Genomic DNA, 25,395 nt, shown 5'->3' on the forward strand with positions numbered 1-25,395 from the left:
GCGTCATGCCCTGCAGCTGGATCTGGCGCGGGTGGCGCGACGCTCTCCCGTGCGGGAGCGGGCCGGGGTGAGGGATGCGACGCATCCGGAAAACTGCGCGCCCGCGCCGCTAGAGAACGATGCGGCGCTCGAGGGCCGCCAGGATCGTCTCGCGCACGCCCGCGAGATTCTCCATCACGTCGCGGTTCGAGATCCGCAGGACCTCGTAGCCGCACTGGGCCAAAGCGGCGCTGCGGAGGGCGTCCCGGGCCTGCGCGGCGGCGGTCCCGTGCGTGGCGCCGTCGATCTCGACGATGAGACGGGCCTCGACGCAAGCGAAATCCGCGACGAACCCGTCGACCGGCCATTGGCGGCGGACCTTGAAACCGTTGAGCCCGCGGTTGCGCAGGGCCCGCCAGAGCTTCGCCTCGGCGGCGGTCTGGCGCCGGCGCAGGGCCCGCGCCCGCCCGCTGCTCTCGCTCACCCCCCCGACCTCATCCCGATTCCATGACGGCAGTCTGGCACGGGGCGGCGGGTTTTGCCCTCGGTGAGTTCGGGGGCTTCGCATTGTCCGGGGGCGGGGGCGCGCTTTCCGGAGAGGTCGCATCCCTCACCCGGTGCGCGTGCCGCGCACTCGACCGCGCCCGGATAGGAGAGGCGGCCCGGCCCGGTCAGTAGACCTGCGCGCTGCCCTCGGGGCGCGGGGCGGTGCCGTCGCGGCGGTGGGCCGCGCGGGTTTCGAGGGAGCGCTCCACCACCTTGGCGAGCCCGACCATGATCTTGTCGAGGACGTAGTCCTTCGGGGTGTAGACGGCGGTGACGCCCATGTTCTTGAGGACCAGCTCGTCCTCCGGCGAGATGATGCCGCCGACCACGACCGGGACGTGATCGAGGCCGGCCTCGCGGAGCTTGGCCTTGACGTCGCGCACCAGCGGCACGTGGCTGCCGGACAGGATCGAGAGGCCGACCACGTGGGCGCCGGTCTCGCGCGCCTTGGCGACGATCTCGGCCGGGGTCTGGCGGATGCCGTCGTAGGTGACGTCGAAGCCGACGTCGCGAGCGCGCAGGGCGATCTGCTCGGCGCCGTTCGAGTGGCCGTCGAGGCCGGGCTTGCCGACGACCAGCTTCGGGGTCTCGCCGAGGCGCTCGCCGAGATCGGCGATGAGGAGGCGCGCCTCCTCGGCCGCCCCCGAGGAGACCGTCTCCAGCGTGACGCCGGTGGGGGCCCGGTACTCGCCGAAGACCGCGCGCAGGCGCCCGCCCCACTCGCCCGTGGTGACGCCGGCCTTCGCGGCCGCGATCGAGACCGGCATGATGTTGGCGCCCGAGCGCGCCGCCGCCTCGAGGTCGGCTAGCGCCCGCGCCACGGCCGCGTCGTCGCGCTCCGCGCGCCAGGCGCGGATGCGGGCCTCGGCCTCCATCTCGACGGTCTCCGAGACCGTGAAGATCGCCCCCTCGCCGGCCGTCAGCGGCGAGGGCTCGCCCTGCTGCCACTTGTTGACGCCGACGACGATCTGTTCGCCGGCCTCGATCGCCGAGATGCGCCGGGCGTTCGATTCCACCAGGGAGCGCTTCAGCGCCCCCGTCTCCACCGCCGCCACGGCGCCGCCGATGCCGCCGATGCGCTCCAGCTCCGCCCGGGTCTCGGCCTTGAGGGCCTCGACCTTGGCGTCGATCACCTTGGAGCCGTCGAAGATGTCGTCGTACTCGAGGAGATCCGTCTCGAAGGCGAGGATCTGCTGCATCCGCATCGACCATTGCTGGTCCCAGGGGCGGGGCAGGCCGAGCGCCTCGTTCCAGGCCGGCAGCTGCACGGCCCGCGCCCGGGCGCGCTTCGAGAGCGTGACCGCCAGCATCTCGATCAGGATGCGGTGGACGTTGTTCTCGGGCTGCTGCTCGGTCAGCCCGAGGGAGTTGACCTGAACCCCGTAGCGGAAGATGCGCTTCTTCGGGTCGTCGATGCCGTAGCGCTCCTGGGCGATCTCGTCCCAGAGCTCCGAGAACGCCCGCATCTTGCAGATCTCGGTGACGAAGCGCAGGCCCGCATTCACGAAGAACGAGATCCGGCCGAACACGTCCGCGAAGCTGTCGGGGTCGAAGGCCGGGTCGTCCCGCACCGTGTCGAGCACCGCGATCGCGATGGCGAGCGCGTAGGAGAGCTCCTGGACCGGCGTCGCCCCCGCCTCCTGCAGATGGTAGGAGCAGACGTTCATCGGGTTCCACTTCGGCACCTCCCGGGTCGTGAACAGGATCACGTCCTTGGTCAGCCGCAGGGAGGGCGCGGGCGGGAACACGTAGGTGCCGCGCGACAGGTATTCCTTGATGATGTCGTTCTGGGTGGTGCCCTGGAGCCCCGCGAACGGCGCGCCCTGCTCCTCGGCCACCGCGAGGTAGAGCGACAGCAGCCACGGCGCCGTGGCGTTGATCGTCATCGAGGTGTTCATCTGGACGAGGGGGATGTCCCGGAACAGGGTCCGCATGTCGCCGAGATGCGCGATCGAGACGCCGACCTTGCCGACCTCGCCGCGGGCGAGCTCGTGGTCCGGGTCGTAGCCGGTCTGGGTCGGCAGGTCGAAGGCCACCGAGAGGCCGGTCTGCCCCTTGGCGAGGTTGCCCCGGTAGAGGGCGTTCGATTCCGCCGCGTTCGAGTGCCCGGCATAGGTCCGGATGATCCACGGCTTGTCGCGCTTGACCTCTGCGACGCTTGCCTGCCCGCCCATCCGTCCGAACTCCGATTCCCGAGACCGTGCCACCGCATACGCGTGCGGCGGCTTGCCGCCACCGTAGCCGAGGCGTCCCCGCGCGTCACCCGCCCCGCGCCGCGAGGGCCGGCGGCGGGCCGCAGAACGCCTCCGCGGCGCACGCGGAGCGGATTCCGATGGATCGTTCATGATTTGTTCAAGATCTCGGCCGCCTCGGAGCGGAGATTTTTGCAACCGCGCGGTTGTACTTTTGGCCAATGGATCGCCGCCGCGCCGCGATCGCGCGCGGGCTCCGCCCGACCGGTCCGGAAGCTTAATTTTGAATACAGGTGAGTCCGTCGTGAGCCGGCGTCGTTTTTCGGTGGAAACCGCCGGTCCACTGGCCTTTGGTGCCACTTGGAGTGCCCTTTCATCGCCGCTATAGGGGCCGCACGACGATGCTAGGGAGAGGTCAGATGGCTGCGAGTGCGGCAGTTCAACCGGCGGAGGGCAAGGACCTCTATGAGATGGGCGAGATTCCGCCCCTCGGCCATGTTCCGGCGAAGATGTATGCCTGGGCGATCCGTCGCGAGCGCCACGGGCCGCCGGAGCAGTCGCATCTGCTCGAGGTGGTGCCCACCTGGTCGATCGGCGACGACGAGGTCCTCGTCTACGTCATGGCCGCCGGCGTGAACTACAACGGCGTCTGGGCCGGCCTCGGCGAGCCGATCTCGCCCTTCGACGTCCACAAGGCCGAGTTCCACGTGGCCGGGTCCGACGCGTCGGGCATCGTCTGGGCGGTCGGGGCCAAGGTGAAGCGCTGGAAGGTCGGGGACGAGGTCATCGTCCACTGCAACCAGGACGACGGGGACGACGAGGAGTGCAATGGCGGCGACCCGATGTTCTCGCCCTCGCAGCGCATCTGGGGCTACGAGACTCCGGACGGCTCCTTCGCACAATTCTGCCGTGTGCAGTCCCGCCAGCTGATGGTGCGGCCCAAGCACCTGACCTGGGAAGAGGCCGCCTGCTACACCCTCACCCTCGCCACCGCCTACCGGATGCTCTTCGGCCACGCCCCCCATACGGTCCGGCCTGGCCAGAACGTCCTGATCTGGGGTGCCTCGGGCGGCCTCGGGGTGTTCGGCGTCCAGCTCTGCGCGGCCTCCGGCGCCAACGCGATCGCGGTGATCTCGGACGAGTCGAAGCGCGACTACGTCATGAGCCTCGGCGCCAAGGGCGTCATCAACCGCAAGGACTTCGACTGCTGGGGTCAGCTTCCGAAGGTCAATTCGCCCGAATACGTCGCCTGGACCAAGGAAGCGCGGAAATTCGGCAAGGCGATCTGGGACATCACCGGCAAGGGCAACGATGTCGACATCGTGTTCGAGCACCCGGGCGAGCAGACCTTCCCGGTCTCGACGCTGGTGGCCAAGCGCGGCGGGATGATCGTCTTCTGCGCGGGCACCACGGGCTTCAACCTGACCTTCGACGCCCGCTATGTCTGGATGCGCCAGAAGCGCATCCAGGGCTCGCATTTCGCGCATCTGAAGCAGGCCTCGGCCGCCAACCAGTTCGTGCTGGACCAGCGCATCGACCCCTGCATGAGCGAGGTGTTTCCCTGGGACAAGATCCCCCAGGCGCACACCAAGATGTGGAAGAACCAGCACCCGCCGGGCAACATGGCCTGCCTCGTCAACGCACCGCGCGCCGGCCTGCGCACCGTCGAGGACGTGATCGAGGCCGGTCCGCTCAAGCGCTGAGGCGAGGCCGGCTCGCCCGGCATCCCCACCCGTCCTGGTTGCGGCCCCTCGTCTCACGGCGAGGGGCCGCTCGCGATTCACGGAGGCGCGCGATGGGGCGGCTATCGGCCCCGTTGCGGATCCTGCGGCAGGTGCCGGCTGTAGTTCTCCGCCTTCTCCTCCCGCTCCCTGATCAGGTCCGCGTAGGCTTGGCGCATCTCGGGGGAGACCGAGACGTGGCGCGCCTTGGTGGGCTTGCGCTTCGGCGCCTTCTTGAAGGTGTTGCTCGTCTCGCTCATCGCCGTCCCCCGTGCGCAGACCTCTGCTCCGGCGCAGTATAGGTCTCCGCCGAGACATTCGCGAGACGCTTCGGTTCCGTGAGACCCGAGCCTTTCGGCGGCGCCAGCCTTTCGGCGAGCGCCCGCCGCTGGTAGAAGCCGCCTCAGATCCCGCCGGCTCGCGGAGCCGGCCCTGAGACGGCGACGGCAATGGATAAGTTTACAACCCTGGAGGGCGTCGCGGCGCCCATGCGGATCATCAATGTCGACACCGACCGGATCATCCCGAAGCAATATCTGAAAACCATCAAGCGCACCGGCCTCGGCCAAGGTCTGTTCTCGGAGATGCGCTACAACGACGACGGTTCGGAGAATCCGGATTTCGTCCTCAACAAACCGGCCTACCGGAACGCCAAGATCCTCGTCGTCGGCGACAATTTCGGCTGCGGCTCTTCACGCGAGCACGCACCGTGGGCGCTGGCCGACTTCGGCATCCGCTGCGTAATCTCCACGAGCTTCGCCGACATCTTCTTCAACAACTGCGCCAAGAACGGCATCCTGGCGATCGTGGTCTCGCCGGAGGATCTCGAGAAGCTGTTCCAGGACGCCGAGCGCGGCGCCAACGCCACGCTGTCGATCGACCTCGCCCATCAGACCATCAAGGGACCGGACGGCGGCACCCTGCATTTCGACATCGACGAGGGCCGCAAGCACAACCTGCTGAACGGCCTCGACGAGATCGGCCTCACTCTCGAGCGCGCGCCCGCCATCGATTCCTACGAGGCGAAGCTCGCGGCCCGCGGCTGGGCCTGATCGGCGGCATCGATACGGTTCGTTTACCATCAGGACGCCTAAAAGGGGGAGTATCGCTCAAGACTCCCAGGAGACGCCCCGATGATGTCGCGCGCGAAGACCCTTTCCGTTCTCTCCCTGGCCGGCCTCGCAGCCGGCCTCGCGACCACCGGAAGCGCGCGCGCCGATTTTCAATCCTGCCTCGCGGGCATCCAGGCGCAGGCAGCCTCCGCAGGCGTCTCCGCCCAGACGTTCCGGACAGCCACGAGCGGCATCGCCTACGACGACAAGGTGATCGAGCTGTCCCAGGCTCAACCCGAGTTCAAGACGCCGATCTGGGACTACATGGCGGCCCTCGTGGACGATGAGCGCGTCGATGACGGCAAGGCGGCGATGCGCCAGCACGGGCAGGCGCTCGCCGCAGCCGAAGCCAAATACGGGGTGGATCGCTACACGATCGCGGCCGTCTGGGGGGTCGAATCGAATTTCGGCAAGAACCTCGGCAAGATGCCGCTCGTGCAGTCGCTCGCCACCCTTGCCTGCTCGGGCAACCGGCGGCGCGACTTTTTCCGCGGCGAGTTGATCGCGACCCTCAAGATCATCGAGCGCGGCGATATCGATCCGTCGCGCCTGTACGGCTCGTGGGCGGGCGCCTTCGGCCAGACCCAGTTCATGCCGACGACCTACCAGCGCCTCGCCGTCGATCTCGACGGTGACGGACGCCGCGACGTGGTCGATTCGGCGGCAGACGCCGTCGGCTCCACGGCGAATTTCCTCCGGGCCGCCAAGTGGTCCAATGGCCATGGCTGGGGCTACGAGGTTCGCCTGCCCAGGGGCTTCAACGCCGCCGCCGCCGGGCGGCGCAACAAGAAGCCGATTTCCCATTGGGCCTCGCTCGGCGTGACCCGCATCGATGGCCGTCCGCTCAGCGGAGACGGGCCGGTCGGGATCATGGTGCCGGCGGGGAGCGATGGCCCGGCGTTCCTCGTCACCAAGAACTTCGACGCGATCTACTCCTACAACGCCGCCGAATCCTATGGCCTCGCCATCGCGGTGCTGTCCGACCGGCTGCGCGGCCGGCCCGGCGTCCAGGCCGACTGGCCGACCGACGATCCACCGCTGTCGCGCGCGCAGCGTCGCGACCTGCAGACTCGCTTGGCCGCGCGCGGCTACGATGTTGGCGAGCCGGACGGAAAGGTCGGCGCCAAGACGCGTGAGGCGATCAAGGACGTCGAGGCGAAGCTCGGCATGCCGCAGACCGGCCGGCCCGGTGCGAAGGTCCTCGAAGCTCTGCGGCGCGGCTGACGCGCGAGATCTTCCGCCGCTCCCAGGCCGCGTCCGTCACCCATCCGCGACCTGATCTTTCGGTTTTCTCCGGGCGCGTTGTCGGCGACCGGTGCCCCGCTGCCTCATCTCCGCCGGCTCGGCCTTCATCCGCACCCGAGGGTAGGCTTCCCGGAACGAAAGCGATACGCCCCAGCTCTCCCGTCCAGGAGAGGTCGACACAGCGGAACGCAAACCGGGTGAAGTGGTGCGTCTTGCCCCTTGCACCGGACCGTCGTGGATTGCGCTCATGGCACTGCGGCGGATCAGGCCGGCAAGCGTAGGCCTGATCGCCGAGGGGGTGCCGGAGATCCGGTCGAGCGGTCTCCGGGGGATCAGGCCGGGTGCCGGGACATCACCCGCGCCCGATGATGTAGGATGAGACCCATGGCGCCCCGCGCCGCCCATCCACCGATCATGAATGCGGGACCGTGCGTGTCGATCGTCGTCGCAGAGAGCATCATCGTCCGGGCGAGGCGCAGGTCCGGGCTCACCGGCCAGTGCCCCCGCCGCCAACCCCCGCGGATCGGGGCCCCGGCCCCCCGCGCCGCCCGCAAGAATCGTCCCTGAGACCCGTCCGGATGCCCCTCGCACCGCTCGTCGCCATCCCGCTCGCCGCCGCGGCGAGTGCCGGCCTGATCCTTCTGCTGCGGCCGCTGCTGCGGCGCTACGCCCTGGCCCGGCCGAATGCCCGGTCGAGCCATACGGTGCCGACGCCGCAGGGGGGCGGCATCGCGGTGGTGGCAGCCGTGCTGGCGGTCACGGGCCTCCTGTCCGGCGCGGTGCCGGTGGGGGCCGAGGGGCTTGTCCTCACCCTCGCGACCCTGGCGCTGGCGCTGATCGGCGCCGTCGACGACATCCGACCGCTGCCGGCGGTCGGACGCCTCGCGGGGCAAGCCCTCGCGGTGACGGCCGTCGTCCTCTCCGTCGAGGGGCGGCTCCTGCCCGGACTGCCGGCCGGGCTCGAGCGCGGGCTCGCGGTGCTGGCGGGCCTGTGGTTCGTCAACCTGGTGAATTTCATGGACGGGCTCGACTGGATGACGGTCGCGGAGATCGTGCCGGTGACGGCCGCCCTCCTGCTCCTCGGGCAGGCCGGGGTGCTGGCCGCCGGGCCGAGCCTCGTGGCGGCGGCCCTCCTCGGGGCGATGCTCGGCTTTGCGCCGTTCAACCGGCCGGTGGCGCGGCTCTTCCTCGGGGATGTCGGCTCCCTGCCGATCGGGCTGGTGACGGCCTGGCTGCTCTACCGGCTCGCCCTCGAGTGCGGGCTCGCCGCCGCGATCCTGCTGCCCCTCGTCTACATCGCGGACGCGACCCTGACGCTCGGCCGGCGGGCGCTGCGGCGCGAGCCGGTCTGGCAGGCCCATCGCAGCCACTACTACCAGCGCGCCACCGTCAACGGGCTCAGCGTCACGGGGGTCGTCGGCCGGGTCTTCGCGGTCAATGCCGCGCTCGCGGCGCTCGCCGCCGCGACCTTGCTTTGGCCCAGCTGGCCCGTCACCGTGGCGGCGCTGACGGCCGGGGTCGCCCTGGTGGCCTTGCTGCTGCACCGCTTCGGCCGCGCGCCGCGCCGCGCCGCACCGGCCGGCTGACGAGGGATCAGGATGTGAGCGCGAAGCTCGTGGCACTGACCGGCGCGACCGGCTTCATCGGGCGCCATCTCCTGCGCGCCCTCTCGGCCCGGGGCTACCGGGTGCGGGTGCTGCTGCGGCGCCCGATCGCGGTGCCGGAGGGCGCGAGCAGCGCCGTCGTCGGTGACCTGACGCGGCCGATGAACATGGCGGCGGCGCTCACCGACGTCGACGCCATCGTGCACTCGGCGGGCCTCGCCCACGCCATGTCGGGGGCCCCCGAAGACGATTACCGCACCCTCAACACCGAGGCGACGCACCGCCTCGCGGAGGCCGCCGCCAGGGCGAAGGTGCGCCGCTTCGTCTTCCTGTCCTCGATCCGCGCCCAGGTCGGCGCCAGCAGCGACCGGGTCCAGACCGAGCATGAGGCGCCGGCCCCGACCGACGCCTATGGCCGCTCGAAACTCGCCGCCGAGGAGGCGCTGGCCGGGACCGGGCTCGACTGGGTCGCCCTGCGGCCGGTCCTCGTCTACGGGGCGGGCGTGAAGGGCAACATGGCGGCGCTGCTGCGGCTGGCGCGCTCGCCCTATCCGCTGCCGCTGGCCTCCCTGCACAAGCGCCGCTCGCTGGTCTCGGTCGAGAGCCTGGCCGGCGCCGTCGAGACCGTGCTCGCCGCCGCCGCCCCCCTGCGGCGGCCCCTGGTGGTGGCCGATCCCGATGCCCTGACGCTGCCCGAGATGGTGGCGGCGCTCCGCTCCGGGCTCGGCCGCAGCCCCGGCCTCGTGCCCGTGCCGGCGCCGCTCCTCGGCCTCGCCTGCCGGCTCGCGGGGCGCGAGGCGGCGTTCAGCCGCCTCTCGACCGGCCTCGTGGCCCGCGCCGACGGCCTGATGGCGCTCGGCTGGCACCCGGCCGCGCCCTCCCGCGACGGGCTCGCGGCCCTGGCGCGGGCGGAGACCTGAGGGGATCTCAGGCCGGGTTCGGCGCCGGTTCCGGGCGGGCCTCCGCGATGGCGGCCGCGGCGGCGCGCTCGCGGAAATCCGGGATCGCGGCCTCGAACACCGCCTCGGCGGCGGCCCGGTCGCCCGCCGCCACGGCCTGCCGCAGGCGCTCGGTCCAGGCCGCCAGCACGGCCCGGTCGGCGAAGACGGGCTTGGCCGCCATCACGCCCTCGATCCCGTCGAGGGTGACGCGGGGCTCCTCGCGGGCGAACAGGATCTCGTTCAGGCGCTCGCCCGGCCGGGCCCCGGTGGTGGCGATCTCGATCTCGTCCCCGGGCTCGAACCCGGCGAGGCGGATCATGCGCTCGGCGAGATCCCGGATGCGCACGGGCTGGCCCATCTTGAGGACGTAGACGGCGGCGCGCTGGTCGGCGGAAGCAGGATCGGCGGGGAGGCTGCGCGCCTCGCGGTCGGCGTGGGAGGCCGCCGTCAGCACGAGGTCTGCGGCCTCCCGCACGGTCATGAAGTAGCGCACCATGTCGGGATGCGTGACCGTGACGGGGCCGCCCCGGGCGATCTGAGCTTTGAACACCGGCACCACCGAGCCGACGGAGCCCAGCACGTTTCCGAAGCGGACCGCGATGAGGCGGGTCGCGCCCGGTCCCGCCACGCTCTGCTCGGCGTCGAGGGCCTGGGCCACCATCTCGGCGAAGCGCTTGGTGACGCCGAGCTGCGAGACCGGCTCGATCGCCTTGTCGGTCGAGATCATCACGAGCGCGCGGGCGCCCGCCGCGATGGTGGCGTCCGCCACGTTGATCGAGCCGAAGACGTTGGTCTTGATGCCCTCGGTCCAGTCACGCTCAAGATAGGGCACCTGCTTCAGGGCGGCCGCGTGGAAGACGTAGTCCGGCCGGAACCCGGCGAAGACCGCGTGGAGGCGGTCGCGGTCCCGGATGTCGGCCAGCGCGCCCGTCACCGCGGCCTCGGCATGGGCCAGGGCCGGCTGGCTCAGGACCCCGTGCAGGGCGGGCTCGGAGCTCTCCACAACCAGCACCGCGCTCGCCCCGAAGGCCACCGCCCGGGCGCAGATCTCCGAGCCGATCGAGCCGCCGCCCCCGGTGACGATGACGCGGGTGCCGGTGAGGAAACGCTCGAGACGCGGTCGGTCGATCGCCACGGTGGGGCGCAGGAGCAGGTCCTCGATCTCGAGAGGCGCGAGCTCGGCGTCCCGCATGCCCTCGCCGAGGCTGACCACCCGGACGAGCGGCAGGCCGAGGCGCCGGGCCCGGGCGATGAGGTCGTCGGGCTCGGCCTCCGGCGTCAGGGCGCTCGGGGTCGCCACGAGGCGCCGGACCGGCTGGCCACGCTCGGCGAGGCTCGCCACCACCCTTTCCAGCTCCGGGAAGCCGCCGAGGACGGGCACGCCGCGCATCATCTGCCCGGCCTCGTCCGCCCGGGGCGAGAGGATGCCCTTCGGGCTGAGCTTGCGCACCGAGCCCGATTCAATGGCGCGCAGCAGCACCTCGATGTCGCCGCCGCGCCCGAGGAGCAGGGTCGGCACCGTGGCCCCGCGCGCGCTCGATTGCCGCGAGCGGGCGTATTTCAGGTAGCGGAAGGCGAGGCGGGTACCCCCGAGCAGGAAGATCTGCAACACCCAGTAGAGGACGATGGCGATCTTGCCGAAGAAATAGAAGCCGTAGAGGTCGGCCGAGACCAGCACGTAGTCGAGCACGAGGAGGGTCAGCGCCAGCACGCTCGCGGCCCGGACGATGCCCGCGAGGTCGGGCAGCGAGGCGAAGCGCCATTTCGTCCGGTAGAGCTTGAACCGGGCGTAGACGAGCCCGGCGAAGGCCATGAAGGGCGGCAGCAGGAGCGGGAGCGCGTGCAGCCGCTCGGCGAGGAACTCCCCGTTGAAGCGGAACACGAAGGTGAGGATCACGGCCAGCGCGGTCGCCACGCAATCGTGGACCACCATCACCGCTGTTTTGTAGGTGCGCTGCTGCATGGGCTCCGGGCCGGTCCGCGGTATCGGCGCGGGGCCGGCGTCTTGTCAACGCGGCGTCCGCGGCCGCGCGCTCCTTCCTAGCCTGTCAGGTGACCGAGCGCACCGCGCGCGCCACCACATCGTCCGCCTCGTCGAGGTCGGGGGCGTCGATCCGGCGGTAGCGGGCCTGGATCAGCCCGAAGGCGCCGAAGGCGAAGTGTCCCGCCGCAACCACGGCGAGCAGGACCCAGCCGTAGGGCTGGGCGCGCAGCGCCGCGAAGGCACCCGCGAGGCCCTTCACCTCGGAGGAGGCCTGGTGCCAGGCCGCCGCCACGAAGAAGCCGCCGATGATCAGGAAGGCGACGCCCCGCGCCGCGTAGCCGAACCGCCCGATCGGCTTGGCCCAGCGGCACGCCGCCGCATCGAGGGCGAGGCGCTCGGTGACGTCGCCCTTCCAGGCCTTGAGCCCGAAGGCGACGCCGCCGCCCATCACCCCGAGACCGATCAGGGCGACGAGCCAGAGGCCGAGGGGCTTGGCGAGGAGCCAAGCGGTCCAGTCCTGCAGGCCGTCCTCGCCGCCGCGATGCAGCCCGAGGCCGAGGGCGAGGCTCGCGGCCGTGAGCGCGAGGCCCCCGTAGATCGCCGCGCTGCCGACATGGGCGGCCCGCACCACGAGCCCCTTGAGGCTGCGGCCGCGATTGTCCGCGTCGGTCACGCCCTCGACCAGGCGCCAGAGGGCGAAGCCCGCGAGGCCGAGCGCGATGAGCCCGACGATCCAGGCCCCGAGGGGCCCGCCGAGCACCGCCCGGAGCGCGCCCTTGCTGTCGTCCGCTCGCCCGCCCTGGCCGACCGCGGCGAGCACCGCGAGGGCGCCCACGACGCAGTAGACCACGCCGCGCGCCCCGTAGCCGAAGCGGGCGAGGCGCTCGAGGGTGTTGCGGCCGAAATGGACCAGGGAGAGGCCGGGCAAGCCGCCTTTCACTCCGGGTCGCGCTGGGCCTTGCCCGCGAGCGCCACGTAGAAGCCGAGCCCGTCCTGCGCCGGCAGGGTCTGCAGGCGCTCGATCAGGCCGCGGCGCTTGGCGTCGAGGAGGAGGCGCCCCGCCGGCTGGAACAGGGTCTCGCCCCCGCCGTCCGGTGGCGCGTCGAGGCGGATCGCCACGGTCTTGCCCTTGGAGAAGCGGCTGCGCTCCAGCATGTCCTTGAGGGAGGCCTCGGCGGTCGGGCGGTTGGTGCCGCGCAGGTCCAGCACCGATTCGGCGTCCGTGACGCCGAGCGAGCCGCGCAGCTTGTCGGCGTAGAAATCTTCGAAATGGGGCAAGGGCGACAACTCGTGCTCGATCCAAGCGCGAGCTTATCACCCACCGCGCGGACGCGACAGGCATTCAAAGGCGGCGGGGCGCCGCTGCGACGCCCTGCCGGAGGGCCTCGCCTCAGCCATGCACCAGGACGTTGCGGAACTGCCAGGGATCGCTCTCGTCGATGTCCTCCGGGAACAGGCCCGGGCGGCCCGCGAGGGGGGTCCAGTCGGTGTAGACCCCGACGACGGGGCCGAGATACGGGGTCTGCACTTCGAGGCAGCGGCGGAAATCGATCTCGTCCGCCTCGACGATGCCGGCCTCGGGGTTCTCCAGCGCCCAGACCATGCCGGCGAGGACCGCCGAGGTCACCTGCAGGCCGGTGGCGTTCTGGTAGGGGGCGATCCGGCGCGTTTCCTCGATCGAGAGCTGCGAGCCGTACCAGTAGGCGTTCCTGGCGTGGCCGTAGAGCAGCACGCCGAGCTCGTCGATGCCGTCGACGATCTCGTTCTCGTCGAGGATGTGGTGCTCCGCCTGCACCGCGCCGGCATTGCCGAACATCTCGTGCAGCGACAGCACCGCCTCGTTGCAGGGGTGGTAAGCGTAGTGGCAGGTCGGACGGTAGGCGACGGCATCGCCCTCCTTCACCGAGTAGTAGTCGGCGATCGAGATCGCCTCGTTGTGGGTGACGAGGAAGCCGAACTGAGACTGGGCAGTGGGCGTCCAGGAGCGCACCCGGGTGTCGGCGCCGGGCTGCAGCAGGTAGATCGCGCAGCGCGAGCCCTTCTCCTGCTCGCGGGCGTTGTCGGGCTTCCAGGTCTCGTGCGTGCCCCAGCCGAGCTCGGCCGGCTGGTTGCCCTCGGAGACGAAGCCCTCGACCGACCAGGTGTTGACGAACACGCCCATCGGCTTCTCGGACTTGGCGCGCTGGGTGTCGCGCTCGGCGATGTGGATGCCCTTCACGCCGACCTCGCGCATGAGCGCGGCCCAGCCCTCGCGGGAGGTCGGCTCCGGCGTCGTCACGCCGAGCTCCTGCGCGACGTTGAGAAGCGCCTGCTTGACGAACCAGGACACCATGCCGGGATTGGCGCCGCAGCAGGACACCGCGGTCGGGCCGCCGGGGCTCGCCGCGCGGGCGTCCAGGATGTCCTGGCGCAGGGCGTAGTTGGTGCGGTCGCCCTGGCTCCTGGTCTTGTCGAAGTAGAAGCCCGGCCAGGGCTCGGCTACCGTGTCGATGTAGAGGGCGCCGAGCTCGCGGCACAATTCCAGGATCGCGCGGGACGAGGTGTCGACCGAGAGGTTGACGCAGAAGCCCTGGCCGCCGCCCTCGGTGAGCAGCGGCGTCAGGACCTCGCGGTAGTTCTCCTTCGTGAGCGCCACCTTCTCGAAGCGCAGGCCGTGCTTGTCGGCGAGGCCCCGGTCCTTGTCGGAGGGGTCGATCACCGTGAAGCGCGCCTTGTCGTAGCTGAAGTGACGCTCGATGAGCGGGAGCGTGCCGCGGCCAATCGAGCCGAACCCGATCATCACGATGGGACCGGTGATCCGGCCGTGGATCGGGTGCTGGGTCGATTGGTCTGTCATGGCGCGAGCAATCCTTCTTCTCAGGTCGCCTCGTCGGACGAAGCGGCGTGCATAAGTGCCGGAAATGACGAATGAGCGACGGGCTAGTGGCGCCTCGGAGCCGCCGGGTCAACCGCGGCGCACCCCGGGATCGGTGAACGAACCGTTGCCGACGCATGACGCGGATGCATGGCGCACCATCGGCCAAGCTGCATTGCAGCAAAAACCGAGGCTCCTAATATTGCAATGCAGCACACAGGCCGATGACCCGCGTTCGCGCCGCGTCATCTGAAGGACCCACCCATGCTCACAGCCCTCGTCTCCAGCCTCGCCAAGCCCGTCGACGAGCCCCTGGACCGCGATCCCGGCGTCCTCACCCTCGCCGCCAGCATCGTGCGGGCGATCCGCCGCGGCCACGCCTCGGCCTTCGCCCGCCGCTGCGACAAGGCCCGCGCGGTCGACTTCCACGCGCCGAAGTAATTTCGCTCGCGCCGAAGTAATTTCGCTCGCGCCGAAGTAAGTCCGTACGCGCTCCGAGTCATTCCGCACGCGCCGCGCGCCGAAATCCGGCCCCGGCGTCTTGGCCCGCCGCACCGGCGTGTCTTGCTCCGGCGGCATGGGTCGGCGCGCGGTGCCGGAGTTTTGCGCGGAAATCCCGGTCCCTCGATTGCGTCCGCTGCGCCGGGCGGGTAGGCGGCACTCCGTCATCGCCGTCACCCACGGGGACTTCCCATGCCGCCGCTCCGCGGGATCCGTCCGTTCGCCGCCCTGATCGCCCTCGGCGTCCTCGCCGCCGCGCCCGCCCGGGCGCAGGAGGAAGCGCCGGCGGCCCCCGAGGCCGCGCCGAAGCCGAAGCTTGCCCCGCGCAAGCCACCGCCGAAACCCGCCGCCAAGGCCGAGCCGAAGCCCGACGCCAAATCCGAGGCGAAGCCCACCACCGCCGCGGCGGTCTGGCCGGTGGGTGCCAGCGCGGTCAGCGAGACCTACGGCGACTGGACGGTCAATTGCGTCCGCGAGACCGAGACCCAGTGCAACATCGTCCAGACCCAGGGGGATGCCAAGACCGGGCGGCGCCAGTTCGCCTTCGAGCTGAAGGCCCCGAAGGACGGCCGCTCCGAGGGCCTGATCCTGATGCCGTTCGGACAGTCGATCGAGGCAGGCGTCAGCTTCACGCTCGACGAGACCGCGCTCGGCAAGGGCGCGCCTTATCTCACCTGCGGCCCCGAGGGCTGCTACGTGCCGATCAGCTTCCCGACGCTCGCCACCGACGCGATGAAGACGGCCCAGAAGCTCACCGTGACGGCGCAGAAGCGCGAGGGCGCGGAGCCGACCGTGATCACCGTGCCGCTGAACGGCTTCGCGGCCGCCCTGGCCCGCGTCATCGCGTTCGGGAGTTGAATTCGGAGGTCGTCTCCGGGGCATCCTCTAGGGAGACGACGATGACGCGCAACCTGATCGCGGCCGTCCTCGCCACCGCCCTGATGGTCCCCCTCATGGCCCGGCCCGCGCACGCGCAGACCGGCCCCGACGCGCCGGCCGCCGACCCCAGGGTCGAGCGTCAGCGCAACGGCGCCGCCAAGCTCGCCGGTCTCGTGGCCTTCGTGGACGTCTTCTGTCCCGAAGCGAAAGGCGATCCGCAGCGGCTGCGCGGCGCCGTCTCGCGCCTCGGCGTCGACCCGGGAGAGCTGGCGCAGGGCGAACTCCATCTGCGGGCGAAGGCCTATACGGAGATCTACCAGAAGGACGTGCCGGCCAATTGCAAGCGGGCAGTCGAGACCTTCGGTGAAGGCGGCAGCGCGGTTCCCGGTCTCATCGTCAGGAAGGAGCGCCCCGGATTAAGCGGGCGTTAGCCGCGTTCCGCCACACTCCGCTCCGGTGTGGTGTTTCCGGCGACGCGTCTTCCCGTGAGGGCGCCCGCCGCTCTCGGGTGTGGCGTTCGCGATGGGGGCGGCTCTCGCAACAGGACGGCGGTCCGGCCGGCGCGGCGCTTCGGCGCGGCGCACCGGCCGGAAAGCCCTGGCCGCCGGGCCGCTGGCGCTGATGCTCGGCCTCGCGGCCGGGCTCGCCCCGGCCGAGGCTGCCCGCCTGCTCTCGGCCAAGGGAAGCCAGCCCGAGAGCTACGGCCGCATCGTCCTGGCCTTCGACAAGTGGGTGCCCGTGCGGGCGAAGCTGTCCGGGACCATCCTCGTCCTGAGCTACGCCGAGCGGGCCCCCGGCGGCAGCGAGCGCCTCGCCACCGAGATGCCCGCCTTCATCTCCGCGGTCCGCCGCGACCCGGACGGCACCGGCCTGCGCCTCGCCCTGCAGCGCCCCTACCGCATCAACGTGCAGGAAGCCGGCGAGCAGGTCTTCGTCGACCTGCTGCCCGAGAGCTGGGCCGGGCTGCCTCCGCCGCTGCCCCCCGAGATCGTGGCCGACCTCGCTCGCCGCGCGCAGGTCGCCGAGGCGGCGCTGAAGGCCGCGACGCCGGCCCCGGTGCCGAAGCCCCTGAGCCTCGAAGTCGCACACCTGCCCTCCCTCACGCGCCTCTCCGTGCGGCTGCCGGCGGACGTGAAGCCCGGGATCGAGCGGACCGGCGCGGCGACCCGGATCACCCTCCCGGGCGCCTGGCGTTTCGACGTCGCCGATACGCGCGGGCGCACCAAGCCGGCCATCGCCGCGCTGACGACCGAGTCCGACGAGAAGGCCGCGACCCTCCTGGTGACGCCGGCCGAGGACTACGCGGTCACGACTGACCGGGACGAGGACGGCCTCACGGTCGACGTCGCGCCGCGGAAGGCCGCGGGCTCCGAGCCCGCGGACAAGGCCTCGGCCGACAAAGCCGCGACCGACAACGACCCGACCTCCAGGGAGACCATCGCCAGGGCGCCGGCGGACCCGACCGATCGCAAGCCCGAGCCTGCGAAGGGGGCCCGCGCCGGGCAGGGCGCCGCCGCGCAGCCGGCCGCGCCGCCGCGCAGCGACACGAAGGCCGCGGACGCCGCCCAGGCGCGCCCGGTCCGCCCGCCGCGCCCGGCCGGGGACGGCCTCGTGTTCCGCTTCGGCCAGCCGGTCCCGGCGGCGCTGTTCGAGCGCGCCGGCCTCGCCACCCTGGTGTTCGAGACGGCCGAGCCCGTGGCGGTGCCGGATCCCGGCCGCAGCGGGCTCCGCCCCGTGGGCGAGCCTTCGCGCACCGGCGGCGTCGTGGCGCTCCAGTTCGGAGTGCCGGCCGGGCGCCTCATCGACCTCCTGCCCGTGGGCGATCCGGAGGCGCCCTCCGGCTGGGAGCTCGTCGCGGGCGAGACCCTGAGCCCGAGCGACACCCTGGTTGCGACGCGCCTGCCGGCGGCCGGCGGCCGGGTCGGACTCGGGATCACCCTGCCGGATCCCGGCCGCGCCACCTGGCTCGACCTCGCCGGCGAGCGGATCGCCGTCGTGACCAGTGCCGGGCGCCGGCCGGCGGGCATCGCCAAGCGCCAGCGCTTCGTCGATTTCGAGCTGCTGCCGAGCCGCCTCGGCCTCGCGGTCCTGGCTCAGGCGGACGACCTCGTGGTCCGCCCCGACCTCGACGGGGTCGCGATCACCCGGGAGGGCGGCCTCGCCGTCTCGCCGGTGGCGCGCCAGCCCGAGGTGACCGTGGCGGAGGCCGGCGACCTGGCGATCCAGCGCGGCCCGTGGGAGGTCGCGCGCCGGGGCAATGTCCGCGACACCCTGCGCGAGCAATTCGGCGCGACCGCCGCCGTCTCGGGCTCGCTGCGCGGCCCGCCGCGGCTCGCCTACGCGCGCAGCCTCCTGGCGAACGGCCTCAACCTGGAGGCGCTCGCGGTGCTGGAGGCCATCGCGGCGGACGATCCCCTGATGGCGACGCAGCGCGACGTGATGATCCTCAGGGGCGCGGCCGAGGCCCTGATGGGCCGGGACGTCGAGGCCAAGCGCGCGCTCAGCGTCGAATCCCTCCTGCGCGATCCCGAGGCGAGCCTGTGGCGCGGCTACGCCGACGCCACCGCCGGGCGCTGGCTCGCCGCCGAGAGCGCCTTCCGGGGGACCCTCGCGATCCTCGACCGCTACCCGGACGACCTGCAGGGACCGATGCGCGCCATCGTCGCCGAGACCGCGATCGAGGCGGGGGACCTCGAAGCCGCCACCGGGCAGATCGCGGCCGCGGCGGGCCGGACCCCGGACGTCCGCATCCGCGACCGCCTCGCGCTCCTGCGCGGGCGCATCGAGGAGGCCACGGGGCAGGGCGTCGCGGCGGCGGCCACCTACGAGCGCCTGAGCCAGAACGGCGCCCAGCCGGAAGCCGCCGAGGCGGCGCTGCGGGGGGCGCTCCTCGGCCACGCCGCGGGCAAGCTCACGATTGCCGAGACCGTGGACCGGCTCGAGCGCCTGCTCCTGACCTGGCGCGGCGGCGAGACCGAGAACGGCGTCGTGGCCGGGCTGGCGCGGCTCTACGCCGAGGCCGGGCGCTGGCGCGACGCCCTGGCGATGACGCGGCGCGCCAACGCGACGGCGCCGGACGCGCCGACGAGCCGCGCCCTGCACGCGGAGGCGCAGGTCCTGTTCGACGACCTGTTCCTGACCGGGCGCGGCGACGCGCTCTCAGGCATCGAGGCGGTGGCGCTCTACTTCGACTACAAGGAATTCTCGCCGATCGGGCGGCGGGGCGACGAGATCGTGCGGCGCCTGTCCGACCGGCTGGTCGAGCTCGACCTCCTCGATTCGGCCGCCGACCTGCTCCAACACCAGGTCGACAATCGCCTCGCCGGGCCGGCGCGGGCGGGCGTCGCGGCGCGCCTCGCGGCGATCCGCCTGATGGATGCGAAGCCCCTTCAGGCCCTCGAGATCCTCGATGCCACCTACCTGCCGGAGCTGCCCGGCGACCTGCGCCGGGCCCGCAGCCTGATCCGGGCGCGCGCGCTCTCGGACCTGTCGCGCACGGACCTCGCGCTGGAGACGATCGAGGGCGAGACCGGGGCCGACGCGCAGCGCCTGCGCGCCGACATATTGTGGGGCGCGCGGCGCTGGCGCGAGGCCGGCGAGGCGCACGAGATGCTGCTCGGCGACGCCTGGCGCGGGCGCCAGCCCCTGGACGACGCGGCCCGCGCCGACGTGATCCGGGCCGCGATCGCCTACGACCTCTCGGCCGAGAGCCTCGGGCTCGAGCGCCTCAAGGCGAAGTTCGCCGGGCCGATGGCCGAGAGCGCGGACGCCCGCACCTTCGCGCTGCTCACCGCCGCGAACGCGCTGCGCAACCCGGGCTTCCGCGAGATCGCCCAGCGCGCCACGAGCGCCGAGACCCTGGCGGCCTTTCTCGCCGAGTACCGCAAGCGCTATCCCGAGACCGCCGTACCCGAGCGCGGCCGCGCGGCGGAGAACCGGACCGACGCCCCCGCCCCGCCGGGCTGAGCCCTCAGCCGCCCCCGTAGCTCTGGACCAGGGAGCCGGCCACCAGCGTCCAGCCGTCGACGAGGACGAAGAAGATCAGCTTGAAGGGCAGGGCGACGGTCGCGGGCGGCACCATCATCATGCCGACCGCCATCAGGATCGAGGCGACCACGAGGTCGATGATCAGGAACGGGATGAAGAGCAGGAAGCCGATCTCGAAGGCGCGGCGCAGCTCCGAGATCATGAAGGCCGGGGTGACGATCTCGAGGCCGACCCCTTCGGGCCCGGCGGGGGTCGGCACCTTTGCCATGTCGAGGAAGAGCTTCAGGTCCTTCTCGCGGACGTTGCGCAGCATGAAGGTCTTGAACGGGGCCGAGGCCCGCTCGAAGGCAACGCCCTGGGTGATCTGGCCGGCGATGAGGGGCTCCACGCCGGTCCGGTAGGCCTCCCGCGCGGTCGGGGCCATCACGAAGGCGGTGAGGAAGAGCGCGAGGCTGATGATCACCGCGGTCGGCGGCGCGGTCTGGGTGCCGAGGGCCGAGCGCAGGATCGACAGCACCACAACGATCCGGGTGAACGAGGTCGCCATCACGAGGACGGAGGGCGCGAGCGCCAGGACCGTGATCAGCGCGACGAGCTGGAGCGCCCGCTCGGTAACGCCGCCCGCCCCGAGATCCACCGTGACGCTCTGGGCGAGGGCTTCGCTTGAGCCGAGCGCGAGCGCGGCGCCGAGGAACGCCGCGGCCCAGAGGGCCCGGCGCCGGTGGGAGCATCGATTCGGGGTGTTCATCGCGGCGGCAAACTGGATTGCGGCGGGGCGAGGTGCAAGCGATGGCGGCTCACGCGGGGGGCGCCACTGCGGTCCGGCGGGCCTCGAGGTTCTGCCAGACGAGGAGCGCCGGCAGGCCGAGCACCACGTCGGGCACGCGCTTGGCGAGCGACAGGGCGATGGCGGTGCCGGCATCGATGCCGAACAGGGCGCCGACCACCACGAAGCCGCCCTCCTGCACCCCGAGGCCGCTCGGGATCGGGAAGGCCGCGGACTTGATCGCCTGCGCGAGCGCCTCGATCACCAGCACCTCCGCGAGGGTCACGCCCTCGACGCCGATGCAGGCCAGCACGATGGCGATCTCCAGGGAGCCGATCATCCAGGCCAGGAGGTGCAGCAGCGTCGATTGCAGCACGTGCCCGAGCCGCCCGCGCCCCCAGACGGCATCGAGGGCGTCCTGCACGCTCGCCGCGGGGGGAAGCGGCCCGGCCCCGGCGGGATCGGCCTCGCGCACGAAGCGCCGGCCGACGCTCGCTAGGCGCCGCTCGATCATCCGGATGGCGCCGAGGCGCTGGAGCGAGAAGAAGGCCGCGAGGGCGAGGCCCGCCACCGCGAGGGCGCGCAGGACCCAGCCCGACAGGGCGGCGGCGGCCTCTCCCTCCATCTGGGTCAGCAGCACGGCGCCGAGGAGGGCGAACAGGGCCTGCGTGCCCGCCTGGATCAGGAGGTCGGCCAGGATCGAGGCGGCGGCGAGCGCACCGGTGACGCCCCAGAAGGTGAGGAGCCGGCCGCCGACGACGTCGCCGCCGACCGAGGCCACGGGCAGCAGCACGTTGATGCCCTCGCGCACGAAGCGCAGGATCAGGAAGGCGCCGGTCTCGGCCCGGGCGATCCCGGCGAGGAGGCGGGCCCAGGCCAGCCCGCAGAGCAGGATGATGACGATCCGGATCAACACCACGGCGGCGAGCCCGAGGAGGCCGATGCGCCCGAACGCGGCCGCCACCGCCCCCAGGTCGTTCGTCGTCACCAGCCAGACTGCGAGGCCGAGGCCGAGCAGGGTGCCGACGAGGGGCACCCGGCGCAGCAGGGCCCGGCCGAGGCCGGTGGGGCCCGGCGCGGTCTCGGTCGGTGCGGGGTCTCGGACCGGCATGGGGGACGCCTCAGGCGCCGGGCAGGGGGCCGGCAGGGGTGGCTGCGGACGGGGCGGACGGCCCGACGACCACCGCCCCGGGGCCGGGCGCTAGCGCGGCTTTGGGGCTGAAATCGGGGAGGATCGCCGCCATCGCTTCATCGGGCGTCGCGGCCGGATCGAGCAAGAGGATTTTTCGCGCAGCCAAGCTCGCCCCGGTGGCGACGGCGAGCGCGCGCTTCGGGCAGGGCCCGAGGCAGCCGGTCTCGACCACCCGGACCTTGCGCTTGACATCGCCCCGCTTGAGCCCGCGCCTGATCAGTTCGCGCACGGCGCGCCTCCGCAGTCTCTGGCGCTTCTGGCACTTGGTGCAGACGAGCACCACGGCGTCGATCTTCGATCTCGCCGTCCGCACCTTCGGGGCAGATGCCTTCAGGGCCTGCGCCCCCGGGCCGTCTCCCCCCGGGATCGCGGCCGCGTTCGCTGTGTCGCTCATCGGGACCGCGTAGGGTCTGGCGCGCGTCGGCGCAATCGGGCAGGGGCTCCTGTGGCGATGCGGCGCGCGGCGCCCGGGTGCGGAATCGGCGCGCCTCGGGTCGAACCTCGGCCGTGAGACGCGCGGATGCCTTAAAAAGGGCCGAAAAACGCGAGACGTCGGGATGATCTCGGCGGCCGTGCCGGCCGGCCTCGCCCGAGGCCCGGCCGAACCCGCAAGGTGCGGCACGCGCAAGGCTCGAAGCCTGCAAGCTCCGGAGCTTGCAGGCTTCGAGCCGCCACCGTCTCGTGCCGGAGCGGATCCCAGGAAAACGAGCGGATGAGCGTCGACGAGGTCAAGCAAGGCGAACGGCTCCGCGGCGTCATCGACGTCGCACGCCGCTCGATGCCGGATCTGCGCCGCAACGCCGAGACGATCGAGCCGGTCCGCGACCGCCGCGCCCTCGCCCTGCTGCGGCGGGCCCGGGAGGGGCTCGACTGGACCCGCCTGCCCGGCATCCGGCCGCGGGAATACAAGCAGGTCAGCCTCACGGCGCAGCTGATCCGTCGCTTCGGCCTCTTCGTCCTGCTGCCGACGGCCATGATGGCCGTGTACCTCTTCGTCTTCGCCTCGGACCAGTACATGGCGGAGGCGCAGTTCGCGGTGCGCGGCAACGTCGAGCCGATGGGCGACGTCAACCTCGGCGAGTTCACGAGCCTGATCCAGAAGCACAACAGCCAGGACAGCTTCATCGTCAAGGACTACATCAACAGCCAGAGCATCGTCGAAGCGGTGGAGCGGAGCATCGGCGTCTCGACGATGTTCTCGCGCAGCGAGGCCGATTTCTGGGCCCGTTACCGCACTCCACAGCCGATCGAGGAGCTGACCCGCTACTGGCGCAACCACGTCGACGCGCGCATCGAGGCGGTGTCGGGCGTGATCACCCTGACGACCCGGGCCTTCACCCCCGACGACGCCCTGACAATCGCCCGCGACGTGATCGCCAAGACCGAGGTGCTGATCAACACGATCTCCCGCCGCGCCCAGGCCGACATGGTGGCGCATGCCCAGACCGACGCGGTGGCGGCGCAGGAGCGCCTGAAGAAGGCCTATCTCGAGGTCCAGCGCTTCCGCAACCACTGGGGCATCATCGACCCGATCAAGTCCGCGGAATCGACCCTGCTGACCCTCGCCTCCCTGCGCCGGGACAAGCTCAAGGCCGAGAACGACCTGCAGGTCCTGCGCAATTCCGGCCTCGACGAGAAGGCGCGCGGGATCCAGGTGCTGGTCGCGAGCGTCGCGGCGATCGACCAGCAGGCGAAGCAGCTCCAGGACCAGCTCACCACGGAGAGCACGGTGGTGAACGGCCTGCCGAACATCACGCAGGCCCTGCTCGAGTACGAGGGCCTCCTGGTCGAGCGCCTGATCTCCGAGAAGCTCAATGAATCCGCCATCACGCTGCTCGACCGGGCCCGCGTCTCGGCGAGCAAGCAGCAGATCTACCTCGCGACCTTCGTGCCGCCGGTGCTGCCGACCGACACCCTCTATCCGCGCCGCGCCCACGCCCTGTTCGTGACGTTCTTCTGCTTCCTGGTAGTGTGGAGCTCGGTCTCCCTGATCCTCGGCGGCATCAACGATCAGCGCCTGTAAGCGCAACGCCTGTGAGGCCCTGAGCGGCGGGGCCGGCTGGATCGCACCGGCCCGGTTCTGCTAGAGGCCTCTGGCCCCGGGGCCGCGACCCGGCCCGGGCCCGCCCCCCACGGATCGAAGGATCGTCGTCGATCGCCATGCCGGAACGCCAGGTCGGATCTCGCTGATCATGTCGGATTTCGCTGATCTCGTGGCGAAGGCCATCACGCCGTCGATGGACCGGGCCGAGCGCGAGAAGGTCTACGGGGTCGTGCGGCAGGCTGTGCTGCGGCTGCAGGAGCGCGAGGCTCTGCCCGTCGAGGATCCCCGCATCGCGCTCCAGCGCCACCTCGTCGAGGAGACGATCCGCGACGTCGAGGCCGACATCGCCCGGCACGAGGCCATGCGCAAGCTCGAGGCGGCGCTCGCGGCGCAGACCGCGGCGCATGCCGGGCAGGGCGGCTCGCGCCGCTGAGGCGCGGGCGCCGGCCAGCCTTCGGGGCTCAGCCGTAGGCCGCCGCGGCCCGGGCGCTGCCGGGCTCGGCCACCTCGAGCCCAGCCCCCACATACTCGTTGAGCTTGTTGCGCAGGGTGCGGATCGAGATCCCCAGGATCTTGGCCGCGTGCGTGCGGTTGCCGAGGCAATGGTCGAGGGTGTCGAGGATCAGGTCGCATTCGACCTGCGCCACCGTGCGGCCGACGAGGCCGCGGGTCGCCGCCTCCGCCACCTGCGCCGCGCGGGCGGCCGGTCCCGGCGCCAGTGCGTCGCCCTCCGGCGTCATGATCGCGTCCGGGCCGATCTCCGGCCCGCTCGCGAGCAGCACGGCGCGGTGGAGCGTGTTCTCGAGCTCGCGCACGTTGCCGCGCCAGGGGTTCTCGCGCACGACGCCCTGCGCCGCCCGGCTCAGGGGCCGCAACGGCAGGCCGTTCACCTCGGCGTACTTTTTTGCGAAATGCGCGGCGAGTTCGAGGATGTCCGCCGGCCGCTCGCGCAGGGCCGGCAGGCGCAGGTGCACGACGTTCAGGCGGTAGAACAGGTCCTCCCGGAAGGTGCCCTTGCGGACCTCCTCGACGAGGTTGCGGTTCGAGGTCGCGAGCACCCGGATGTCGACCTTGACCGAGCCCGTGCCGCCGACCCGGTCGATGACGCGCTCCTGCAGGGCCCGCAGAAGCTTCGATTGCAGGCGCACATCCATCTCGGAAATTTCGTCGAGGAGGAGCGTGCCGCCATTCGCCTCCTCGAAGCGGCCGATGCGCCGGGCCACGGCGCCCGTGAAGGCGCCCTTCTCGTGGCCGAACAGCTCGGATTCGAGCAGCGCCTCCGGGATGGCCGCGCAATTGACCGACACGAAGGGCTTGGCGGCCCGGGCGGACTTGGCGTGGACGTGGCGGGCCAGCACCTCCTTTCCGGTGCCGCTCTCGCCGGTGATCAGCACGGAGGCTTCCGAGCGGGCGACCTGCTCGGCGAGCTTGACCACGCGCTCCATCGAGGCGTCGCGCCAGACGAAGGCGCGCCCGTCGGCGGCGACCGCCTCCAGCACCGCGGCGATCAGGTCAGGATCGGGCGGGAGCGGGATGTACTCCTTGGCGCCGGCCTGGATCGCCGCGACGGCGGCCCGGGCGTCCGTGGCGACCCCGCAGGCGACCACGGGGGTGCGGATGCGCTCCTCGTCCAGGGCGGTGACGAGCTCGCGGATCACGAGGCCGACATCGATCATGATGAGGTCGGCGCCCTTGGCCCGCAGCACCGCGAGGCCCTGCGGGATGCCGTCCGCCTGCGTCACCGCGGCCCCGCGGCTCATCGCGATCTTCGAGGCGGTGACGAGCTCGCCGTTGAGCCGTCCGATGATCAAGAGCCGCATGGCGGGCACTCCGTCTGGGCGAGGGGCC

Annotated in this window: 22 protein-coding genes; 11 read left to right on the forward strand and 11 right to left on the reverse strand. The window is 71.9% G+C overall.

Annotated elements, in window-relative coordinates; translation table 11 throughout:
• Positions 1 to 109: 109 nt before the first annotated feature.
• Entirely contained in the window at positions 110 to 463 is a 354-nt protein-coding gene (locus F6X51_RS01430) for an endonuclease domain-containing protein (RefSeq protein WP_246696554.1), read from the reverse strand.
• 187 nt (positions 464 to 650) lie between these two features.
• Positions 651 to 2,699, reverse strand: a complete 2,049-nt coding sequence (locus F6X51_RS01435; protein ID WP_150961250.1) for a protein meaA — start codon at positions 2,697 to 2,699, stop codon at positions 651 to 653.
• Positions 2,700 to 3,136: 437 nt separating this feature from the next.
• On the opposite strand from F6X51_RS01435, the gene ccrA reads away from it, so the two are divergent.
• Positions 3,137 to 4,420, forward strand: coding sequence for a crotonyl-CoA carboxylase/reductase (ccrA, locus tag F6X51_RS01440; RefSeq protein ID WP_150961252.1), 1,284 nt, complete (start codon positions 3,137 to 3,139; stop codon positions 4,418 to 4,420).
• 101 nt (positions 4,421 to 4,521) lie between these two features.
• On the opposite strand, the gene F6X51_RS27650 is transcribed toward ccrA, so the two are convergent.
• Positions 4,522 to 4,698 (reverse strand): hypothetical protein, encoded by a 177-nt coding sequence (locus F6X51_RS27650; RefSeq protein WP_191969975.1) that lies wholly within the window; start codon positions 4,696 to 4,698, stop codon positions 4,522 to 4,524.
• Positions 4,699 to 4,887: 189 nt separating this feature from the next.
• On the opposite strand from F6X51_RS27650, the gene leuD reads away from it, so the two are divergent.
• The 4 genes from leuD to F6X51_RS01460 all read left to right on the forward strand — a co-directional run bounded on the left by leuD (position 4,888) and on the right by F6X51_RS01460 (position 9,319).
• Positions 4,888 to 5,490 carry a 3-isopropylmalate dehydratase small subunit gene (leuD, locus tag F6X51_RS01445; RefSeq protein WP_150961254.1) on the forward strand — a complete coding sequence of 201 codons (603 nt, stop codon included), beginning with the start codon at positions 4,888 to 4,890 and terminating at the stop codon, positions 5,488 to 5,490.
• Between the two features lie 81 nt (positions 5,491 to 5,571).
• Complete coding sequence (locus F6X51_RS01450) at positions 5,572 to 6,774, forward strand: lytic murein transglycosylase (RefSeq protein ID WP_150961256.1); 1,203 nt, start codon at positions 5,572 to 5,574, stop codon at positions 6,772 to 6,774.
• A 599-nt stretch (positions 6,775 to 7,373) separates the two neighbouring features.
• Positions 7,374 to 8,381 (forward strand): MraY family glycosyltransferase, encoded by a 1,008-nt coding sequence (locus tag F6X51_RS01455; RefSeq protein ID WP_150961258.1) that lies wholly within the window; start codon positions 7,374 to 7,376, stop codon positions 8,379 to 8,381.
• A 14-nt stretch (positions 8,382 to 8,395) separates the two neighbouring features.
• The gene (locus F6X51_RS01460) at positions 8,396 to 9,319 is read left to right on the forward strand and encodes an NAD-dependent epimerase/dehydratase family protein (protein ID WP_150961260.1); all 924 of its coding nucleotides are present in this window, start codon (positions 8,396 to 8,398) and stop codon (positions 9,317 to 9,319) included.
• A 7-nt stretch (positions 9,320 to 9,326) separates the two neighbouring features.
• On the opposite strand, the gene F6X51_RS01465 is transcribed toward F6X51_RS01460, so the two are convergent.
• From F6X51_RS01465 to F6X51_RS01480, 4 genes are all read right to left on the reverse strand, one after another.
• Positions 9,327 to 11,303 carry an SDR family NAD(P)-dependent oxidoreductase gene (locus tag F6X51_RS01465; RefSeq protein WP_150961262.1) on the reverse strand — a complete coding sequence of 659 codons (1,977 nt, stop codon included), beginning with the start codon at positions 11,301 to 11,303 and terminating at the stop codon, positions 9,327 to 9,329.
• Positions 11,304 to 11,388: 85 nt separating this feature from the next.
• On the reverse strand, positions 11,389 to 12,252 hold the full coding sequence (locus F6X51_RS01470; RefSeq protein WP_246696555.1) for a DUF1206 domain-containing protein: 864 nt from the start codon (positions 12,250 to 12,252) through the stop codon (positions 11,389 to 11,391).
• 8 nt (positions 12,253 to 12,260) lie between these two features.
• On the reverse strand, positions 12,261 to 12,602 hold the full coding sequence (locus F6X51_RS01475; RefSeq protein WP_150961264.1) for a hypothetical protein: 342 nt from the start codon (positions 12,600 to 12,602) through the stop codon (positions 12,261 to 12,263).
• A gap of 112 nt (positions 12,603 to 12,714) precedes the next feature.
• The gene (locus tag F6X51_RS01480) at positions 12,715 to 14,160 is read right to left on the reverse strand and encodes a homospermidine synthase (RefSeq protein ID WP_150961265.1); all 1,446 of its coding nucleotides are present in this window, start codon (positions 14,158 to 14,160) and stop codon (positions 12,715 to 12,717) included.
• A gap of 282 nt (positions 14,161 to 14,442) precedes the next feature.
• Here F6X51_RS01480 and F6X51_RS27655 point away from each other — a divergent pair, with 282 nt between their 5' ends.
• From F6X51_RS27655 to F6X51_RS01495, 4 genes are all read left to right on the forward strand, one after another.
• Entirely contained in the window at positions 14,443 to 14,619 is a 177-nt protein-coding gene (locus F6X51_RS27655) for a hypothetical protein (RefSeq protein ID WP_191969976.1), read from the forward strand.
• 252 nt (positions 14,620 to 14,871) lie between these two features.
• Complete coding sequence (locus tag F6X51_RS01485; protein WP_150961267.1) at positions 14,872 to 15,537, forward strand: invasion associated locus B family protein; 666 nt, start codon at positions 14,872 to 14,874, stop codon at positions 15,535 to 15,537.
• 41 nt (positions 15,538 to 15,578) lie between these two features.
• Positions 15,579 to 15,989 (forward strand): hypothetical protein, encoded by a 411-nt coding sequence (locus F6X51_RS01490; protein WP_150961269.1) that lies wholly within the window; start codon positions 15,579 to 15,581, stop codon positions 15,987 to 15,989.
• Positions 15,990 to 16,179: 190 nt separating this feature from the next.
• On the forward strand, positions 16,180 to 19,524 hold the full coding sequence (locus F6X51_RS01495; RefSeq protein ID WP_246696556.1) for a hypothetical protein: 3,345 nt from the start codon (positions 16,180 to 16,182) through the stop codon (positions 19,522 to 19,524).
• 4 nt (positions 19,525 to 19,528) lie between these two features.
• Here F6X51_RS01495 and fliP read toward each other — a convergent pair whose 3' ends face one another.
• From fliP to F6X51_RS01510, 3 genes are read right to left on the reverse strand one after another with little or no spacing between them, the layout of a single operon-like run.
• The gene (fliP, locus tag F6X51_RS01500) at positions 19,529 to 20,293 is read right to left on the reverse strand and encodes a flagellar type III secretion system pore protein FliP (protein WP_150961273.1); all 765 of its coding nucleotides are present in this window, start codon (positions 20,291 to 20,293) and stop codon (positions 19,529 to 19,531) included.
• 49 nt (positions 20,294 to 20,342) lie between these two features.
• A complete protein-coding gene (locus F6X51_RS01505) occupies positions 20,343 to 21,422 on the reverse strand; it encodes a lysylphosphatidylglycerol synthase domain-containing protein (protein WP_150961275.1) in 1,080 nt (359 codons plus the stop codon).
• 10 nt (positions 21,423 to 21,432) lie between these two features.
• Positions 21,433 to 21,732, reverse strand: a complete 300-nt coding sequence (locus tag F6X51_RS01510; RefSeq protein ID WP_150961277.1) for a hypothetical protein — start codon at positions 21,730 to 21,732, stop codon at positions 21,433 to 21,435.
• 483 nt (positions 21,733 to 22,215) lie between these two features.
• Between F6X51_RS01510 and F6X51_RS01515 the strand changes: the two genes are divergently transcribed.
• Both F6X51_RS01515 and F6X51_RS01520 read left to right on the forward strand, forming a co-directional pair.
• Positions 22,216 to 23,526: a capsule biosynthesis protein gene (locus F6X51_RS01515; protein WP_150961279.1), complete on the forward strand. Its 1,311-nt coding sequence runs from the start codon at positions 22,216 to 22,218 to the stop codon at positions 23,524 to 23,526.
• A 169-nt stretch (positions 23,527 to 23,695) separates the two neighbouring features.
• Positions 23,696 to 23,980 (forward strand): hypothetical protein, encoded by a 285-nt coding sequence (locus tag F6X51_RS01520; protein WP_150961281.1) that lies wholly within the window; start codon positions 23,696 to 23,698, stop codon positions 23,978 to 23,980.
• A gap of 28 nt (positions 23,981 to 24,008) precedes the next feature.
• On the opposite strand, the gene flbD is transcribed toward F6X51_RS01520, so the two are convergent.
• Complete coding sequence (gene flbD, locus F6X51_RS01525) at positions 24,009 to 25,367, reverse strand: sigma-54-dependent transcriptional regulator FlbD (protein ID WP_150961283.1); 1,359 nt, start codon at positions 25,365 to 25,367, stop codon at positions 24,009 to 24,011.
• Between the last annotated feature and the right edge of the window lie 28 nt (positions 25,368 to 25,395).

The sequence above is a fragment of the Methylobacterium planeticum genome, from assembly GCF_008806345.1.
Lineage (GTDB): Bacteria > Pseudomonadota > Alphaproteobacteria > Rhizobiales > Beijerinckiaceae > Methylobacterium > Methylobacterium planeticum.

Bases quoted from the DNA above. Each gene is read 5' to 3' on its own strand.
- F6X51_RS01435 (WP_150961250.1), bottom strand. From the start codon at position 2,699: ATGGGCGGGCAGGCAAGCGTCGCAGAGGTCAAGCGCGACAAGCCGTGG.
- ccrA (WP_150961252.1), top strand. From the start codon at position 3,137: ATGGCTGCGAGTGCGGCAGTTCAACCGGCGGAGGGCAAGGACCTCTAT.
- F6X51_RS27650 (WP_191969975.1), bottom strand. From the start codon at position 4,698: ATGAGCGAGACGAGCAACACCTTCAAGAAGGCGCCGAAGCGCAAGCCC.
- leuD (WP_150961254.1), top strand. From the start codon at position 4,888: ATGGATAAGTTTACAACCCTGGAGGGCGTCGCGGCGCCCATGCGGATC.
- F6X51_RS01450 (WP_150961256.1), top strand. From the start codon at position 5,572: ATGATGTCGCGCGCGAAGACCCTTTCCGTTCTCTCCCTGGCCGGCCTC.
- F6X51_RS01455 (WP_150961258.1), top strand. From the start codon at position 7,374: ATGCCCCTCGCACCGCTCGTCGCCATCCCGCTCGCCGCCGCGGCGAGT.
- F6X51_RS01465 (WP_150961262.1), bottom strand. From the start codon at position 11,303: ATGCAGCAGCGCACCTACAAAACAGCGGTGATGGTGGTCCACGATTGC.
- F6X51_RS01480 (WP_150961265.1), bottom strand. From the start codon at position 14,160: ATGACAGACCAATCGACCCAGCACCCGATCCACGGCCGGATCACCGGT.
- F6X51_RS27655 (WP_191969976.1), top strand. From the start codon at position 14,443: ATGCTCACAGCCCTCGTCTCCAGCCTCGCCAAGCCCGTCGACGAGCCC.
- F6X51_RS01485 (WP_150961267.1), top strand. From the start codon at position 14,872: ATGCCGCCGCTCCGCGGGATCCGTCCGTTCGCCGCCCTGATCGCCCTC.
- F6X51_RS01490 (WP_150961269.1), top strand. From the start codon at position 15,579: ATGACGCGCAACCTGATCGCGGCCGTCCTCGCCACCGCCCTGATGGTC.
- F6X51_RS01495 (WP_246696556.1), top strand. From the start codon at position 16,180: ATGCTCGGCCTCGCGGCCGGGCTCGCCCCGGCCGAGGCTGCCCGCCTG.
- fliP (WP_150961273.1), bottom strand. From the start codon at position 20,293: ATGAACACCCCGAATCGATGCTCCCACCGGCGCCGGGCCCTCTGGGCC.
- F6X51_RS01505 (WP_150961275.1), bottom strand. From the start codon at position 21,422: ATGCCGGTCCGAGACCCCGCACCGACCGAGACCGCGCCGGGCCCCACC.
- F6X51_RS01515 (WP_150961279.1), top strand. From the start codon at position 22,216: ATGAGCGTCGACGAGGTCAAGCAAGGCGAACGGCTCCGCGGCGTCATC.
- F6X51_RS01520 (WP_150961281.1), top strand. From the start codon at position 23,696: ATGTCGGATTTCGCTGATCTCGTGGCGAAGGCCATCACGCCGTCGATG.
- flbD (WP_150961283.1), bottom strand. From the start codon at position 25,367: ATGCGGCTCTTGATCATCGGACGGCTCAACGGCGAGCTCGTCACCGCC.